15 protein-coding genes are annotated in these 17,643 nt (G+C 44.5%); 9 read left to right on the forward strand and 6 right to left on the reverse strand.

Annotated features, from left to right (window positions below; translation table 11 throughout):
* Positions 1-381 precede the first annotated feature (381 nt).
* The 3 genes from RG608_RS03515 to RG608_RS03525 all read left to right on the forward strand — a co-directional run bounded on the left by RG608_RS03515 (position 382) and on the right by RG608_RS03525 (position 5,034).
* Positions 382-2,046 (forward strand): C69 family dipeptidase, encoded by a 1,665-nt coding sequence (locus RG608_RS03515; protein ID WP_268687432.1) that lies wholly within the window; start codon positions 382-384, stop codon positions 2,044-2,046.
* Positions 2,039-2,860: a PrsW family glutamic-type intramembrane protease gene (locus tag RG608_RS03520; protein WP_268687431.1), complete on the forward strand. Its 822-nt coding sequence runs from the start codon at positions 2,039-2,041 to the stop codon at positions 2,858-2,860. Before RG608_RS03515 ends, RG608_RS03520 begins: the two co-directional genes overlap by 8 nt.
* 122 nt (positions 2,861-2,982) lie before the next feature.
* On the forward strand, positions 2,983-5,034 hold the full coding sequence (locus RG608_RS03525) for a C69 family dipeptidase (RefSeq protein WP_268687430.1): 2,052 nt from the start codon (positions 2,983-2,985) through the stop codon (positions 5,032-5,034).
* A 90-nt stretch (positions 5,035-5,124) separates the two neighbouring features.
* Here RG608_RS03525 and RG608_RS03530 read toward each other — a convergent pair whose 3' ends face one another.
* Positions 5,125-5,685 carry a TetR/AcrR family transcriptional regulator gene (locus RG608_RS03530; RefSeq protein WP_268687429.1) on the reverse strand — a complete coding sequence of 187 codons (561 nt, stop codon included), beginning with the start codon at positions 5,683-5,685 and terminating at the stop codon, positions 5,125-5,127.
* Between the two features lie 141 nt (positions 5,686-5,826).
* Between RG608_RS03530 and RG608_RS03535 the strand changes: the two genes are divergently transcribed.
* From RG608_RS03535 to RG608_RS03560, 6 genes are all read left to right on the forward strand, one after another.
* On the forward strand, positions 5,827-6,528 hold the full coding sequence (locus tag RG608_RS03535) for an ABC transporter ATP-binding protein (RefSeq protein WP_268687428.1): 702 nt from the start codon (positions 5,827-5,829) through the stop codon (positions 6,526-6,528).
* Position 6,529: 1 nt separating this feature from the next.
* Positions 6,530-9,253 (forward strand): FtsX-like permease family protein, encoded by a 2,724-nt coding sequence (locus RG608_RS03540; protein WP_268687427.1) that lies wholly within the window; start codon positions 6,530-6,532, stop codon positions 9,251-9,253.
* Positions 9,254-9,349: 96 nt separating this feature from the next.
* Positions 9,350-10,198 carry a metallophosphoesterase gene (locus tag RG608_RS03545; RefSeq protein WP_268687426.1) on the forward strand — a complete coding sequence of 283 codons (849 nt, stop codon included), beginning with the start codon at positions 9,350-9,352 and terminating at the stop codon, positions 10,196-10,198.
* A 55-nt stretch (positions 10,199-10,253) separates the two neighbouring features.
* Complete coding sequence (locus RG608_RS03550) at positions 10,254-10,706, forward strand: Rrf2 family transcriptional regulator (protein WP_308946549.1); 453 nt, start codon at positions 10,254-10,256, stop codon at positions 10,704-10,706.
* 228 nt (positions 10,707-10,934) lie between these two features.
* Positions 10,935-11,792: a VOC family protein gene (locus RG608_RS03555; protein WP_268687425.1), complete on the forward strand. Its 858-nt coding sequence runs from the start codon at positions 10,935-10,937 to the stop codon at positions 11,790-11,792.
* A 35-nt stretch (positions 11,793-11,827) separates the two neighbouring features.
* Positions 11,828-12,331: a methylated-DNA--[protein]-cysteine S-methyltransferase gene (locus tag RG608_RS03560; RefSeq protein WP_268687424.1), complete on the forward strand. Its 504-nt coding sequence runs from the start codon at positions 11,828-11,830 to the stop codon at positions 12,329-12,331.
* Positions 12,332-12,438: 107 nt separating this feature from the next.
* Here RG608_RS03560 and RG608_RS03565 read toward each other — a convergent pair whose 3' ends face one another.
* The 5 genes from RG608_RS03565 to RG608_RS03585 form a co-directional block, all read right to left on the reverse strand.
* On the reverse strand, positions 12,439-13,131 hold the full coding sequence (locus tag RG608_RS03565) for an alpha/beta hydrolase-fold protein (protein ID WP_268687423.1): 693 nt from the start codon (positions 13,129-13,131) through the stop codon (positions 12,439-12,441).
* Positions 13,112-14,140, reverse strand: coding sequence for an ABC transporter substrate-binding protein (locus tag RG608_RS03570; RefSeq protein WP_268687422.1), 1,029 nt, complete (start codon positions 14,138-14,140; stop codon positions 13,112-13,114). Before RG608_RS03570 ends, RG608_RS03565 begins: the two co-directional genes overlap by 20 nt.
* Before the next feature lie 55 nt (positions 14,141-14,195).
* Complete coding sequence (locus RG608_RS03575; RefSeq protein ID WP_268687421.1) at positions 14,196-14,951, reverse strand: ABC transporter ATP-binding protein; 756 nt, start codon at positions 14,949-14,951, stop codon at positions 14,196-14,198.
* A 1-nt stretch (position 14,952) separates the two neighbouring features.
* Complete coding sequence (locus RG608_RS03580) at positions 14,953-15,999, reverse strand: iron ABC transporter permease (RefSeq protein WP_308946550.1); 1,047 nt, start codon at positions 15,997-15,999, stop codon at positions 14,953-14,955.
* 531 nt (positions 16,000-16,530) lie between these two features.
* Positions 16,531-17,613, reverse strand: coding sequence for a Xaa-Pro peptidase family protein (locus tag RG608_RS03585; RefSeq protein ID WP_268687419.1), 1,083 nt, complete (start codon positions 17,611-17,613; stop codon positions 16,531-16,533).
* Positions 17,614-17,643 lie beyond the last annotated feature (30 nt).

Here is a 17,643-nt window from a genome sequence, read left to right on the forward strand (position 1 = left end):
GGTAAAATAATCTAAGCTATGAAGCACAACCAGTTTGGTAATAGGAGAGAAGTTCGTTCTTTTTCTCCTATCCATTCTTTCCTGCGACACTTGCGCGGCTGCGGGTTGTGCCTCCGCAGCCACGTATCTTTAAAGTCAGATTTTATCTGGCTTTTTTCTTTTACAAAAAAATTTTTATACAGCTTGATATAAATCTATGGAAATTTATACAAGAGACTCGGTGGGGCTGCTAGGTATAGAGCTAGAGTAATTTTTTCCCAGGGGAATTTATTCATTTTAGGCAGTAGAAGAGGTTTTGGAAACGCTTGCAACCATAGTAAGAGAATAGTATACTAAATATGCGATAAATATTTTATCAATTAATATACAAAGGAGAAACTGATGAAAAAGAAATTTTTCAGTTGGGCTATTCCAGCCTTGATGCTTCTTACACTCTTCCCTTTTCAGACTGTCTCAGCCTGTACCGGATTTATTATCGGCAAGGATTTGACGACGGATGGTTCGACTCTCTATGGTCGAACAGAGGACCTGGAACCCAACCACAACAAGAATTTTGTGGTACGGGAGCGCAAGTATAACAAGGCTGGTGATAAATTCGTAGATGAAACCAATGGCTTTAGCTTTGATTTGCCAGCTGTTAGCTACAAGTATACGGCGGTACCGGATGTGACACCAGAGCAGGGAGTTTTCGATGAGGCCGGTTTTAATGAGGAAGGCGTTTCTATATCTGCGACAGTATCAGCCAGTGCTAATGATGATATTCAAAAAGTAGACCCTTATGTTAAGGACGGTATCGCTGAATCTGCTTTAACTTCTGTAGTCCTGCCTCATGTGAAAACAGCTAAAGAGGGAGTGGAACTCTTAGCCAAAATTGTCAGAGAAAAAGGAGCGGCAGAAGGCAATATCGTGATAATTGCTGACAAGACGGGTGTATGGTATATGGAAATCCTTTCTGGCCACCAATACGCTGCCATCAAGTTTCCAGATGACAAATACGCTGTTTTTCCCAATACATTTTTCCTAGGCAGTGTAGATAAAAATGATAGTGAAAACACGATTCTTTCAGCTGATCTTGAGAAAACAGCGCAGGATGCTGGCACCTATAAGGAAATCAATGGCAGCTTCCATGTGGCTCAATCCTATAATCCGCCGCTGGCTGAAGCTGACCGCTCTCGGGTTTGGTCTGGTATCAAGGCGCTGGATCCCAATGCAGATGTGCAATATGATGATGAATACTTTGAACTCATGCACTCAACCAGCGACAAGCTTAGTCTGCGTGATGCCATGAACTTGCAGCGCAATCGCTTGGAAGGAACAGACTTCAAACCGCAAGATCAGATGGAGTTAGACGGAAAAGGGATTCCTGATAAAACCAAAGCAGACCCAGTTTATAAATATCCAATCTCCAATCCAAATGTCATGGAGGCTCACATCTTCCAGCTCAAGGATAATTTACCTGCCTCTACTGGAGGAGGAATTCTTTGGTTGGCTATGGGAAGTCCGCGCAATGCGCCCTATCTTCCTTACTATGGCAATATCAGCAATACCTCTCAGCCTTATCAAGAAATGAGTACAGCTTATAATGAGAATTCCTGGTATTGGACTGTTAGCCGCATCAATGATTTGGTTGCAAAATATCCAGAACTATTTGAAGATGGCTCTATTCGCAGTGAAATTGAGCGTATGGAAAGTCAATGGATGGAGGAACAGCCTGCTCATGACAGCGAGCAGATTAGTCTGTCTGAACAGCCAGAACAAGCCAGTCTGAAAGCAACAAAAGATTCTATGGAGCGAGCGGATTCAGTCTTTAAGCGCCTCAAGGAAATTCAGAAGATTGCTGAAGATAAGGTTGTGGCCGAATATGGTACAAGTGCTTTAGAAGAGATTGAGGAGTCAGAGGACTCTGACACAGAAGAGACAATTCGTCTAGAAGATTTTGACTACGATATTGCTATTGCAGGAGGCATCTTTGTGTTGACTGTCATTGGAATAGCCATTTATCTTGTCAAAGGAAAAAATAGAAAAGGAGCAGACAGTCATGAATAAAACAAGAAGAATTGCTCTCTATATCTACTTGCTCCTAGCCGGTATCGGCTTGCAGTTTGAGCTAGGCTCCATGGCGGAAAAGGAAGTCACCTTAGAAGCTGGCCGCGACTTGATTCTGAACTTAGCTGTTTTAGCTGCTTTTTTCCTGCCTTTCTATTTCTTGATTAAAAAACTCGCCAAGAAGTTATCGGTTGAGATGATCGTTCTAGGAACAGCTCTCTTTGGAGGTGCCTTTATCTCTGGCTGGCTAAGCTTTGCAGGCAATAGCTTGATTGATATTATTAACTCTAACTTTATCAAGGATCCAGCTGTTTTCAATGATTGGACCAATGCGCTGACAGCTCCTTTTGCAGAGGAATTTTTCAAGTCTCTGACAGCCTTTGCGGCTCTCTACATTTTGGGGCGCAAGGATATTCAGTCAGTCTTAATCGCTGGGCTGAGTTCGGGTTTTGGCTTTCAAGTCATAGAGGATATTGGCTATGTATCCAGAGTGACTTTCGGAGGACAATATAGTGGTTCCTTAGAAGCAGTTGGCCGAATTGCTGGCGGATTGGCTTCACATACTCTCTATACAGCAGTGGTAACCGTTGGAGTTTATCTTCTCTTCTCCACGGCTTACAAGAAATACCGCCTCTTTGGTCTCTGGTGCGTCGTATCAACAGTTGCTAATCACTTCGTTTGGAACTCTCCTTTCTTCGAAACAGAGCATCGAATTAACATCGTTGTCGGTTTCTTATTTGCCTTTCTCGTTGCTACTTTTATAGAAGTTTACCGACTGGTTTTGAAGGAGAAAAAGACAGATTTAGAAATTTAAATAATTTTCAGGAAATATATAAAACAAGAACTTGAAATCGCTTGCAAAACCTGGAGTAAAAGGCTATACTGAATATAGTATTTAATTTTGTAATTTTTTACAAAAACAAAGGAGATATTTTTATGAAAAAAATATTATTTCGTTCCTTGTTAGCTCTTTCGACCATTTTTCTCTTTCCTTTCCAAGTGGTTGAAGCCTGCACAGGATTTATCGTCGGGAAAAACCTAACAGCAGACGGCACGACGCTTTACGGTCGGACAGAGGACTTGGAGCCCAATCACAATAAGGTCTTTCTGGTTCATCCGAGAAAGACCAATGCAAGTGGTGCCAAGCTGGTCGATGAAACCAACGGCTTTGAATGGACCCTGCCGGCAGAAAGCTACAAGTATACCTCGGTATCAGATGTGACCCCATCCCAAGGTATTTTTGACGAGGTTGGCTTCAATGAGTACGGTGTTTCGATTTCTGCGACAGTTTCTGCAAAGGCCAATGATGCCATTCAAAAGGTGGACCCTTATGTAGAAAATGGCTTGGCTGAGTCTATCCTGACAACTGTCGTTCTGCCCCACGTTCAGTCTGCCCGTCAGGGTGTGGAGCTGATGGCGCAGATTGTCAGAGAGCAGGGAGCAGCAGAGGGGAATATTATCACCATTGCTGATAAGACTGGTGTCTGGTATATGGAAATCCTATCTGGCCACCAATATGTTGCTATTAAATTCCCAGATGACAAGTATGCAGTCTTTCCTAATACTTTCTTCTTGGGCAGTGTTGACTTTGATGATACAGAAAATGTCATTGCTTCAAAAGGTGTTCAGGATGTAGCCAAGCAAGCTAATTCTTATAAAGAAGTTGACGGGAAATTCCACATTTCTCAGTCCTACAATCCACCGATGGCAGAGGCAGATCGTTCACGTGCCTGGGCAGGTATCACCAGTCTAGATCCAAATGCGGCCGTGTCTTATAACGACTCTTACTTTGAGCTCATGCACTCAACAGATAGAAAGATCAGTGTAGCAGATGTCATGGCTATGCAGCGCAATCGCTTTGAGGGCACTCAGTTCAAACCGCTGGACCAAATGGAGCTAGATGGTAAGGGGCTGCCACAACGTGGTACGACAGATCCTGTTTACAAATATCCGTTGGGCAACCCAAATGTTATGGAAGCTCATATCTTCCAGCTCAAAGACGGCGTTCCAGCCAATATGGGCGGAGGCACTATGTGGCTGGCAGTAGGCAGTCCGCGCTTCTCACCTTACCTGCCTTATAATGGTAATATCACAGATACTTACGATGCTTATAAGGCCAATACAACAAGCTACAGTCCAGACTCTTGGTACTGGGTAGCATCTCATATCTACGATATGGCGGCCAAGCATCAGGACCTTTTTGGCACTTCTGTTCAAGACAAGTGGAAGGCCTTGGAAGCCCGCTTTATTGAGGAGCAAAATGCTCTGGATGTATCCAATGCAGCTCTGCCAGACTCTTCAGCAAAAGTTACAGAAGAAACACAGGCTCGAGCAGCGCAAGTCTTTAAGGAAATGAAAGAGCTAGAAGCTGAAATGGAAGCTAAAATCAAGGAAGCAACAAAAACTACTCCTTCCAGCTCCAGCAAAGATTCTAGCAGCTCTTCGTCATCTCAAAGCTCATCCAGTTCTTCCTCTTCAGCAACTTCCAGCAGCTCTGATAGCCGGACGGAAGTCAATGTAGAAGATGACAGCTTGGTGGATGTTGCAACTGGCATTCGCTTGAAAAATCCTGACTTAGTCAAGGCCGGTCTTCAGCTGTCTGTGCAAAAACTGGAAAGCAAGAATCAGCCGACAGATACCTATGACATTCGCTTGACCGATCCGAATGGTCAGCCGGTACATCAGGTCAGTCCAACCCTTTTGACGATCCCAGTCCGCAAAGACCTGCCAGTAGACGCCGTCTATGCTTTGGATGAAAATGGCAAACAGGTTGAAAAATTTGATGTAACGGTTAATCAAAATCAGACTATCAGCTTCACGACCAATCATTTCTCTGTTTACCAAGTGCAGTATCGAAATGAGCAGTCCGTCAAGGCCAAGAAAAAAGACCTGCCATCAACAGGTGAGCAAGTCACCATCATGGGCCTTGCAGGCTTGATTATCCTAGCAGGAGTCTTCTTCCTTTTGAAGAAAACAAAGAAAAACTAATCTAAAATAAAAAGAAGGTCGAGCAAAATGTTCGGCCTTTCTTAGTGGAAAAAACGACTTTTGTCTAGGTCAGCCTTCAAGCTAGAGCCCTTATCTCAAATAATCATAGTTGTAAGTAGTTAAAATCATATCCGTGATTTCTTCGGGTTCTTCTTGAGCACCACCGGCTATCCAAAGAGAAATAATCCCCTCAACACTGGATAGGAAGATTTCCAGTGCATATTTCGGAGGAATCTGAAAGTTCTCCTCTAAAAAACGCTGGGTAGCAGTCTCTTGCTTGTCACTCAGAATGATAGTGGTTATGTACTCCCGAATAGCCTCTCGAAAGTCAATATAATGGCTTCTGGTCAGTGCATTGATAAGACGCTCATTAGCACGCAGTATATGAAATTTTGCTATCATTAACTTTTGGGGATATTCGTTCTCCGCTTCAAACAAGCTATAACTAGAAAGTTGGGAAATAATTTCGCTTTTAAAACTATCAATCATCTGATACTTGTCCTCGTAGTGTAGGTAGAAGGTGCCGCGATTAATCCCTGCCCGTTTGCAGAGCTTACTGATAGAGATAGTATCAAATCTTTCCTCTGATAGTAGCTGGATCAAGGCTTCTTTGATGTCTTCTTTAGTAGTAGTTTTTCGTTTCTGGGCCATTTTTCTTCCTTTTCGCTTAAATCAACACTTTGTTGATTTTTGATTATTGCTTTTTATCTAAGCTCATTATATAATATCTGTGATTTAGAATCAACACCTTGTCTATTTAAGGAGATGAGGTTTGAAAAGGAGAGAAGCGATATGGCATATATTGAAATGAAACATAGCTTTAAACGTTATCAGATGGGGGATACGGAAATAGTCGCCAATCACGATATTTCTTTTGAGATTGAAAAGGGAGAACTGGTCATTATTTTGGGTGCTTCTGGTGCCGGTAAGTCTACGGTACTTAATATCCTTGGCGGTATGGATACCAATGATGAGGGAGACATCCTGATAGACGGCCAGAATATTGCTGACTACAATTCCCACCAGCTGACGGACTATCGCCGCAATGACGTGGGCTTCGTCTTTCAGTTTTATAATTTGGTGCCTAACCTGACGGCTAAGGAAAATGTGGAATTGGCTTCTGAAATCGTCAAGAATGCTCAAGACCCAGTGGCCGCTCTGACCGCAGTTGGTCTGGAAAAGCGGCTCAATAACTTCCCAGCGCAGCTGTCAGGAGGGGAGCAGCAGCGGGTGTCCATCGCTCGGGCTGTAGCTAAGAATCCCAAAATTTTGCTCTGCGATGAACCGACAGGAGCTCTAGACTACAATACCGGCAAGCAAGTGCTGCAAATCTTACAGGATATGTCCCGTAATCAAGGAGCGACGGTGATTATCGTGACCCACAATGCTGCCTTGGCTCCCATTGCTGACCGGGTTATCCGCATGCACGATGCGAGAGTCAAGAGTGTTACGGTGAATGAATCGCCTCAGGACATAAGTACATTGGAGTATTGATATGAAGAGAAAGATTTATTGGAAAGATATTCTGCGCTCCTTCACTAGCTCTAAAGGACGTTTCCTATCTATTTTAATCCTCATGATGCTGGGCTCTTTAGCTCTCGTGGGACTTAAGGTCGCTCCCCCCAATATGCGCAGAACAGCAACAGATTACTTGAAAGAGCAACGAACCATGGACTTGGCTGTTATGGCGGACTATGGTTTGGATGCAGCGGATCAGAAAGAGCTGGAAGCTATCAAGGGAGCCGATGTCGAGTTTGGCTATCTGACAGATGTCACCGTCGACGAGGAGGCCCTCCGAGTATTCTCGGATACCAAGGATATTTCAAACTTTCAAGTGACCTCAGGCCGTCTTCCTAAAAATGAGCAAGAAATTGCCCTAGCTAGTTTTTGGTCTAAAAAATACAAGCTTGGTCAGGAGATTGATCTGACCGAAAAAGCAGGCAGGCCGTCAGTTCTGAAAAACAAGACCTATAAGGTCGTGGGCTTTGTCAACTCGGCAGAGCTCTGGTCTGATAGAAATTTGGGCAATGCGACTAGTGGCAGCGGGGCTTTATCAGCCTATGCTGTAGTCAGCCCCAAGGTCTTTGATACAGATGTTTACAGTATTGCCCGCCTGCGCTATCATGATTTAGAAAAGCTAGCTCCTTTTTCAGCAAGCTATCAGGAACGTTTGGAGCAGCACCAGACTGCTTTGGACAAGAGCTTAGCGGATAATGGAGCGGACCGGTTTAAGCGATTAGAGGCGGATGCCAAAAGCACCATTCAGAAGGGTGAAGATAAGATTGCTCAGGCTGAGAGTGAGCTGACCCAAGGTAAAAAACAGTTAGAGCAAGCTCAGAGTCAGTTAGACCAGCAAAAAACCCAGCTAGCGGCAGCTCAAGCCGCTTCTATCCTAGCTCCCGATCAGCTCAGTCAGAGCCGGCAGCAGATTCAGGAAGCTGAGTCCCAGCTCAATCAGAAAAAAGCAGACCTCGCACAGGCAGAGAAAGACTTATCAGCTAGCAAGGACAAGCTAGCTGACGCTAAGGCAAATCTAGGTCGTTTGAAAGAGCCGACCTATCATAGCTATGACCGCAAGTCCCTGCCAGGTGGTAATGGCTACCATATGTATACAAACTCCATGAATAGTATTGCGTCGATTGGTAATATCTTCCCGGTGGTGCTCTATCTGGTGGCAGCGATGGTAACCTTTACCACTATGACTCGCTTTGTCGATGAAGAGCGAACAAATGCAGGTGTCTTTAAGGCCTTAGGCTATCATAGCCGTGACATCATTCGCAAGTTTGCTCTTTACGGTTTGGTGGCGGGGAGTCTCGGTACCCTCATAGGGATTCTGCTGGGGCATTATTTCTTGTCGGGAGTGATTTCTTCTATTATTACCAGAGGCATGGTGCTTTCTGCCCCTCATGCATATTTTTATGTTTCCTATAGTTTACTTGCCCTTGGACTCTCCCTTCTATCCAGTGTTCTCCCTGCCTATTTAGTGGCAAGACGGGAGCTAACAGAAGAAGCAGCCCACTTGCTTTTGCCCAAGCCTCCAGTAAAGGGCTCTAAGATATTTTTGGAGAGACTGACCTTCATTTGGCAACGGCTCAGTTTTACTCATAAAGTCACTGCCCGCAATATCTTTCGCTATAAGCAGCGGATGTTTATGACCATCTTTGGCGTAGCAGGATCCGTTGCCCTGCTCTTTGCCGGTCTAGGACTCCAATCTTCTATCGGTGGTATTCCCAAACGTCAGTTTGAGGAGATTCTGCGATACGACTTGATTGTGGCTGTCAATCCTGGAGAGAATCAGGCTGAGCAAGAAAAGCTGAAAAAGATGCTGGCAGATGATTCGATTGCTGATTATCAGGAGATATATAGTGAAACCTTGACAGAGAAATACAAAGGAAGAAAAGAGACAGAAACAGTCACTTTGATGGTCACGGACAAAGAAAATTTTGAACCTTTTATTTCTATGGAAAGTCCCAACAACCAGGAGAAGCTGACCCTTAAAGATGGTGTAGTCGTTTCGGATAAATTGGCTCGCATAGCTGGAGTTAGCCCCAGTGGCAGTATAGAGCTGGGTGGCAAGCCTGTCAAGCTCGCAGCAGTCAATGAGAATCATTTTGGGCATTTTGCCTTTATGAAGGCGACTGACTATCAGAAGATTTATGGGGAAAAACCTGAGAAAAATACTTATCTAGTGCAGCTCAAGGATTCTTCCAGTAAAAATATTGTCAATATGGCCAATAAATTTATGAGCCTCAAGTCTGTCAAGAGTGTCTCACAAAATGCTAGCATGGTGAAGCAGTTCAACGTTCTAGCTGATTCTCTTAATAATACGATGCTTATTTTGGTGGTGATCTCCGTTCTTCTAGCAGTTGTCATTCTCTACAATCTGACCAATATCAATGTGGCTGAGCGGATTCGCGAGCTGTCCACTATCAAGGTTCTGGGCTTCCATAATAAGGAAGTGACTCTCTATATCTATCGAGAGACCATTATTCTTTCAGTGATTGGGATGGCAGTTGGGCTTCTAGGTGGTTTCTTCTTGCATCGTTTTTTGATTGAGAAGGTTGCGCCTAGCATTATTAGCTTAAATACTCAAGTAAGTCTCTCCGTCTATCTGTTTCCTCTAACAGCAGTGACTCTTATTTTGACCTTACTTGGCTTCTTTGTCAACTACCGTCTCAGACGGGTAGATATGCTGGAAGCCCTCAAATCTGTTGATTAATTAAAAAAACATTTCAAAACTTTCACTCACTTGATGGGTGGAAGTTTTTTTGAACTTTGATATAATATTCCTTGTAAAGAAAGAGAAAGACACACGATGACACGAAAAATTGCCTTATTATCAGATGTGCATGGGAATAGCACAGCCTTGGAAGCGGTGCTGGCGGATGCGAAAAGCCAGCAGGTGACAGATTATTGGTTTTTGGGGGATTTGCTCCTGCCAGGAACCGGCCGCAGAAATATCTTAGATAGGATGGAGCAGCTGTCAATTAGCCTCCAGGTCAGAGGGAATTGGGAAGACAGTCTCTGGCATGCCCTGCACCAAAAGTTAGACTTGACACGTCCCAGCCATCTCTATCTGACTCGGCTCTGCCATTTTGTCCTAGAGGAAATCAGTCCTGAAGAGATTGACCGCATGCAGGAACTTCCTCTGCAGCTCCTGACAGAAGTAGAGGGATTGAAGATTGCGGTTAGCCACCATCTGCCAGATAAGAATTGGGGGCGGGAGCTGATTCATATTGGCGAGCAGAGTGATTTCGACCGACTTTTCGAGGGAAACGACTGCGCTGTCGCTGTTTATGGTCATATTCACCAGCAGTTTCTCCGCTACGGGACTAAGGGCCAGCTGATTATCAATCCCGGCTCTATTGGTCAGCCATTCTTTCTAGATTCGGCTTTGCGTCAGGACTTGCGAGCCCAGTATGCCATTTTAGAGATAGATGAGACGGGTCTGGCTGATGTTGACCTGAGGCGCGTGGCCTATGATGTGGAGCAGGAGCTGAGATTGGCTCGGGAGCTCCACTTGCCTTACTATGAGATTTATCGGGAGAGCTTGGTCAATGGTATCCACCATACCCATAACCACGACCTGCTGAGGGAAATCAGTGAGCGGGAAGGCTATGCAGATGAGATTGCAGCTTTCTTAAAGTCCAGTCGTAACTCTTGAAGTTACACCATTTTTGAGACATAATAGTGAGAGAAAATGATGAGGGAGGAGAAAAATGCAGATTTCTAGCCGTTTTACCATTGCCACCCATATGCTGATTGTACTGGCTTTGGAGGGGAAAAAACAAAAACTGATAAGTGATATTCTTGCCGGCAGTGTTGGCGTCAACCCAGTTATTATTCGCAAGACCCTGTCCCAGCTCAAGAATGCCGGGATGATTACCGTTGCTCGTGGGACTGGAGGAGCAGAGATTGCCAAAGATTTGAAAGACATTAGCCTGTTGGATGTCTATAGCGCGGTTGAGTGTCTGGGCAAGAGCGGCCAGCTCTTTAGCTTTCATGACAAGCCCAATCCAGACTGTCCTATCGGCAAGAACATTCACAATGTCTTAGACGACCGCTTGGCGGCTATTCAGGCAGCCATGGAAGCTGAATTGGCTCAGACCAGCCTCGACGAGGTCGTCGCAGCAACCGAGAAAGAAATTAAAGAACAATCTGTTTCCCAGTGAGCAGATTGTTTTTTTGGTGAATAATATTCTGAGATGTAATTGTTGACATTACATTAAAATGTGCTATACTAATAGATGTAACACAAATAATTACAATTTAAAATAATCTTTCGGAGTAAATGGAAAGGCAGGCATCCGTATCAAGGAACTTATCTCTATTTTGGAGAAATAAAAAAAGATTAGGCGGGAAATCTGCTAACATTTAAAATTTAAGAGAGGAGAAAGTATATGACTTTTGAATATCAAAGCAAGATTTATCTAGGAGAGGTGGCACTTTATGTAGCTGACCTAGCAAGACAAAAGGATTTTTATCAGCGAGTTTTAGGCCTGGAACTTTTGGAAGAGCAGGACGGAGAGGTGGCTTTGGGCAGGGACGGACAAGCGCTGGTGAGACTCTTAGCGACCAGTGATCGGCAGTCCGTTAAGTCTGCTTACGGTCTTTATCATCTGGCGCTTTTACTTCCAAGCCGTCAAGCCTTGGCGGATATCCTGAAGCACTTATCAGAAAGTAAAGTTCCTATGGTTGGAGGGGCGGATCACGGTTATAGTGAAGCCATTTATCTGGAGGACCCAGAAGGCAACGGCATTGAGCTTTATCGGGACAAGCCTCAGGCTGATTGGGATATCCGAGAAGATGGCCGCATTATCGGAGTGACGGAAGCGCTCGCGGCTCAGGAAATCTATGAACTAGGTCAGGAAGTCCAACCATTTAGTATTGCTGAAGGCACTCGTATGGGTCATGTCCACCTGTCTGTGAAAAATAGCAGAGCAGCTAGTCATTTTTACCAAAAGCTTTTAGACTTGGAGGACAAATTTTCTGTACCTTCTGCTAGCTGGCTGGCATCAGGAAACTACCATCATCATGTAGCCGTCAATGAATGGGGAGGTTCTCACTTGAATCATCGGCAACCCAAGCAACTGGGACTAGCCTATTTTGAGGCGCAAGTAGAAGGAAAAGAAGACCTAGTAGCTATTTATGAAAATGCTCTGGACTTACAGGCGCCAGTCCGATGGATTAGCTCCCAAGAGCTAGAAGTCACAGACCCAGATGGAATTGTGGCTAAAGTTAAGACAAGAGTGGTATAATAAGGCATATTAAGAAAATCGAAGAAAGAAAAAATATGTACAAGACTTATTATGCATCACCGATTGGCCGGATTCTCATCTTGACAGACGCAAATGCCTTGTTGGGACTTTGGCTAGAGGGTCAGAAATATTTTGGGGCAGGCTACGATTTGGAGCAAGCGCAGCAGGAGGAGACAGAAGTTAGCCAGCATGTTGCTGCTTGGTTGGATGCTTATTTTAAGGGAGAAAATCCTGCGACAGATGAGATTCCATTGGCACCTCAAGTGACTGAGTTTAGAAGCAAGGTTCTGACAGTGCTGCGGAAGATTCCCTATGGACAAACGTCTACTTATTCAGATGTTTTGCGGGAGTTGCAGGCTGAGTATGGAAAAATTGGCTCGGCCAGAGCAGTCGGTAGTGCCATCGGCCATAATCCCATTTCCCTTCTGATTCCCTGCCACCGGATTGTCGGAAGTGATGGCAAGTTGACCGGCTATGCCGGCGGCCTTGATAAAAAAGCCTTTCTGTTGAAACTAGAGGCGGGGGAGAAGACTGAATAAATCTTTCTACTCAAGACTTTTACCATTTTACTGGTGAGAGTCTTTTTTACGTACAGCAATAAACTAAAAATCCCTTTGTCAGCTGCTGTGAGTGACAAAGGGAAGCATTAGTTGAGATGCCATTGTGTGGCCAGCCAGTCGGAAAAGGCAGCATAGCGCTCTTTGAGAGCTTCATGATGACCGTAAGGATCAAAGACGGAGCAAGAGGTAAGGATTTCTTTCTGAATCAAGCGATGAATTTCTTCAGCATAAAAAGGAGCTTTGGAAAGTCGGTTTGAATGATTCGCGCCTTCAGTCTTTCCATTCTGCAAATAGACTAGACAGTCCTTGTTTTTCAAGTCCTGTGTCCCGCAAAAGCCGGTAAAACCTGGGTACCAAAAGGAACCGCAGATAGAAAAAACACAGGGAACTTCGCAGAAACTATAGAGATTGTAAACAGCCGCTAGTCCACCGAGAGAGTAGCCACCATAGGCAATTCTCTTGTCATCCAGTAGGTAGTGCTGTCTGATTTCTGCTAATATACCGTTGAATAGTTTCTGATGGTAGCTATCTGCTCTGCCGCCAAAATCGGGATTGTCAGGCTTTAGAGCATTGGCTTTCCAGGGTGTATAATCGTCCAGCCTGTTGTTTGATATCAGTCCGATCAAAATTACCGATGGAGAAAGCTTGCTTAGGTAGTTTATCTGTCCATCATTTAGCAAGATTGCTGGATAAGGTCGTGATCCGTCATAATCTTGGGGCAGGGCAATATTGACAGTGATACCCTCCCAGACAAAGGTCTTATTTATTGACAAAGTCATTGATTTTCTCGAGTGAGTCGATTACAGCAGGTCCATAATCCATGAACTCATCATAGGAGATGGTCATGATTTTCTGATTTTTGACCGCTGGGACATCTTCCAGAACTGGATTGGCTTTCATTAGATCAACTGCTTGCTCATCCATGGCCTTGTTGCGGTCGCTGGTTACGTAGATGATGACTTCTGGATCCATAGAAACCAGATTTTCCAAGGTTAGGTCAGAGGTTCCAGTCGCTACATTGGTATAGCCGAGCTGGTTGAGCAGACTCTCCTGCAGGGCTGACTTATAAGCACCGAAAGTCTCATCGTTGTAGGCACACATGATGAGCGCTTTTTTCTTTTCCCCTTGACTAGCCTTATTGGTTTTCTTGACACCATCAATTCTTGCCTGCAGCTGGTCAGCATACTGATTGGCCTTGTCTTGGACATTAAAAATGATTCCTATATTCTTGACATCTTCAACGATATTGCCTAGGTCTTGCTTGGTATTGGACAGGGAAGCCTTCTGTGTATAGACAGGGATTTTGTTTTCATTCCAGGCACTGACTGTCCCCAGAGATTTCTCGGAAAACATCATGTTTCGGCCAAGAAGAGCATCTGGCTCATAGGATAGCACAGTTTCCTGTGATACGGTTTTCTTGTCGCCGACTTGCGGAATGGTGGCAATATCAGCCTTGTATTTATCTGTGACATCATTGTCTGGATTGAGCATGCCGGCAATCTTGTCTTTCAATCCTAGTTCGATCAAGATTTCGGTCGTCGAAAGGTTGTTGGTGATGACTTTTTCCGGTGCCTTTTCAAAGACCTGATCAATCTCCTTGCCTTCGGCATCGTAAGTTTTGATTGTCACTGGATATTTTGTCTCTGCTGTGCTCTTTTTCGCGCTTTCTGTTTTGGAGGAAGATTGTGAAGTTGAGCTTTCTTTCGTACTTTCTTTAGATGAAGAATTGCAGGCTGCCATTGTCAGTGCAGCAGTTGCGACGAGTAAGATACTGAGTGTTTTTTTCATATTGCCTTCCTTTCTTGGGCTTGGAGCTTGTATAGATAAAGCTGAGAGCAGGCTCTTATAGATACTGAATCATGGCCTGTCGATCCTTGGTCCAGATTACTTTGCTCTGAATACCGTAAACGGCTTGCAGTGAATCATGGGTGATGGCCTCCTTTGGAGCGCCTTGGTATGCAATCTCACCTCCTTTCATGAGGTACAAATAGTCTGAATACCGACAAGCCAGTTGGATATCGTGTAAAACAGCCAAAACATTGATGTTCAGGTCTTTGACGATACGCAGCATATCCAGCTGGTATTTGATATCCAGATGATTGGTCGGCTCGTCTAGGAGCAGTAGGCTTGGCTGCTGGGCCAAAGCGCGTGCCAGCAGGACTCTTTGCTTCTCACCACCAGACAAGGATAGATAGGTTCGCTCTCCCTTGTCAAGCATGTCCACCTGCCTCAAGGCATGACGGACGAGGGAATAGTCTTTTTCGTTCTCTTTTTGAAAAAGGGACAGATGTGGCGTCCTGCCCAGCATGACGATTTCTTGGACGGTGCAGTCAAACTGAAGATGGTTAAACTGAGTTACAACGGCTATTTTCTGGGCTGCTTTTTTTATGCTGACCTGTTCAAGTGGCCTACCGTTTAGATAAATGTCCCCGCTGTCAGGTTTGATTTGGCGGTAGATGGTTTTGAGCAGACTAGTTTTGCCGCTTCCGTTAGGCCCTAAAATGGTGTGAAACTGATTTCCCTCGACCTTGAGTGAAATCCCTCTTAAGATTTCTTTTTGGCCGACAGCATAGTGGATATTTTGGCAAGTTAGATCCATATCAGCTGCTTACCTCCTTTCGGCTTTTGGCTACAATATAGATAAAGAAGGGTACACCGACCAAAGCAGTGAAGATTCCAATCGGCAGCTCGGCATTTTTGACCAAAATTCGAGCCAAAACATCTGCCCAGACCAGAAAGAGAGAGCCGAGAAGGGTAGCGATAGGAAAGAGCCTTTTGTAGTTGGTACCGACTAATCTTCGAGCAATGTGCGGAGTGATTAGTCCGACGAAGCCGATAATGCCGCAGCAGGCAACCAGCACCGCAGTCATTATTGCGACAACTGTGATATAAAGGAACCAGTAAAAATGCAGAGGTACCCCCAGTGTCAAAGCTGCTTCGTCCCCCATCATCATAGTATTGAAAATACGATACTGGGAACAGAAAAACAAAAAGGAGAGACCAACAACAAGAGCCGGCAAGGCAAAATCTGACCAAGAAGTTCCGGCCAGTGAGCCCATGGTCCAGAACTTGATTGTCATAAGGCTGTCAGCATTGGCACCGACGGAAATGATAAAGTTGGAAAAGGCGATAAAAAGGGCATTTACAACTGTTCCTGATAAAATCAGGCTGCTTGTCGTCATTTTTCCCTGCATGGATGCGATAAAAAGGACCACTGCCGATGCCAGAATGGCTCCTATAAAGGCACCTGTGCCAGTAATGGATTTGAGCCCTAAGATAATGCTCAGTGTGGCTCCGAAGGTTGCACCCGCTGAAATTCCTAGGATATAAGGCTCTGCGATGGGATTGTTGACAGTAGATTGCATGACGCTGCCACAGACAGAAAGGCCAGCACCAGCTAGGATTCCCAAGAGCACTCTTGGAACCCGCATGTTCCAAACAATAGCGATTGTAGACGACGATAGTTTGCCTGTGCCAAGGCTAAAGCCGAGCTTGCTGAAAATAATCCGGTAAGTATCCTGTATATCAATAGTGACCGATCCCAAAGATACAGCTAAAAAGAGGGAGAAAGCCAGAAAAATGATGAGAAGCAAGAGTAGGCAGATATAGCGAGAAAATCTGTGATTTTCTGACTTTTTGAAGAGCATCCAGACCTCCTTAACAGTAAAGATTAGAATTTTTAGATAATTTCATAAAAAATTATAACATTTTTAAATCAGAAGGGCAAGATGGGATAAAACCTCTGATATGGTAAGGTTTAATGACGCTTTCTATTGGTAAAAAATTTTTTATCTTTTCAGTGATGAAAATATGTTTCTGGTGTAAGAACTGGCTAGAGCGGAGTAATTGAGTTATTCGGAATGTCTCTGACAGACGATATCATTGGAGGAAAAACAGGTGAATCTAAATGACTTAGTATAATTACTAGGAAACAAGAAAAAACGACAGAAACTTTTCTATCGTTTTTTGAAATTATAAATGCGTAAGGACTAAGAGCGCTATAACAATGTTCAAAACCTATTTGGGCTAAAGAAGAGTGAGAAGCGGTCACGGGATTTAGTTTTCTCATTAATCAAAAAAGTGATGCCTGAAAGCCTCCAACAATGATAGCTAAAATGGGTAGATGGCTTTTTCCAAGCCCAATAATCATTCAAGACATAATATAGGCTTATAAAATTCTATTCAAAATACAGCAAGTCCTTGCTAGTTTCGGTGAAGAGTTCAAAACCATTCTTAGTGACATGGCCGCAGTCTTCGATGCGGACACCAACCTTGCCAGGGATGTAGATGCCAGGCTCAACAGAGAAGCACATGCCTTCTTCGATGATCATGTCGTTGCCTTCCATAATGGATGGGAATTCGTGAACATCCATACCGATGCCGTGGCCAAGACGGTGGTTGAAATACTCACCATAGCCCGCTTTTTCGATGACTTGCCGAGCAGCGCGATCTACTTCATGAGCTGTGACACCTGGCTTGATAAAGTCAAGAGCAGCTTGCTGGGCTTCCAATGTAAGATGGTAGATATCCTTTTTGAACTGGTCAGGCTGGCCAACAGCAACGGTCCGTGTCATATCGCTGGCATAGCCATTAACCATGCAGCCAAGGTCAAAGAGCAGGAGGGCGTTATTTTCGACTTTATTGGCACCGGGAATGCCGTGCGGATTAGCTGCATTATTTCCCGTCAGCACCATGGTTTCAAAGCTCATCTCATAACCTTCTCGCTTGATGGCAAAGTCAATCTGAGCGATGATATCTGTTTCTGTATTGTCCAGTGAGATATTGTCAAAACCGATATTAACAGCCTTGTCAGCATATTGGCCAGCTACCAGCATTTTCTGGATTTCATCGGCAGACTTAATCAGGCGCAAGCGGTTGACGTAAGGAGTCAGGTTGGTAAATTCTGCGCTATCAAAGACAGTTTTCAATCCATGATATTTGGTCAAAATCAAGTTATCAAACTCAAGAGCGACAGCCTTGAAGGAGTGAGTTGGCAGGGCAGCTTTAATCTTCTGCCAAGGATTTTCGGAGTCCATATAGCCAAGGACTGAAAAGGGAACAGAACCTGAAGCACGCTCAACCTCTAGAGCTGGTACGAAGAGCAGGGGCTCATGGTCAGGATAGACAAACAAAAACATTTGCCGCTCATGCGGGTCGCTGTAGAAACCAGTCAGATAATTGATAGTGACTGGATCAGACAGGACAGCAGCATCTAGCTTCTCATTCTCGAGATAGTGGGTGATTTGTTGAATTTTTGTCATGGTCACAACCTTCTTTCTATGCCTCTATTT

Source organism: Streptococcus sp. IsoGale022, assembly GCF_031142805.1.
GTDB lineage: Bacteria > Bacillota > Bacilli > Lactobacillales > Streptococcaceae > Streptococcus > Streptococcus sanguinis_A.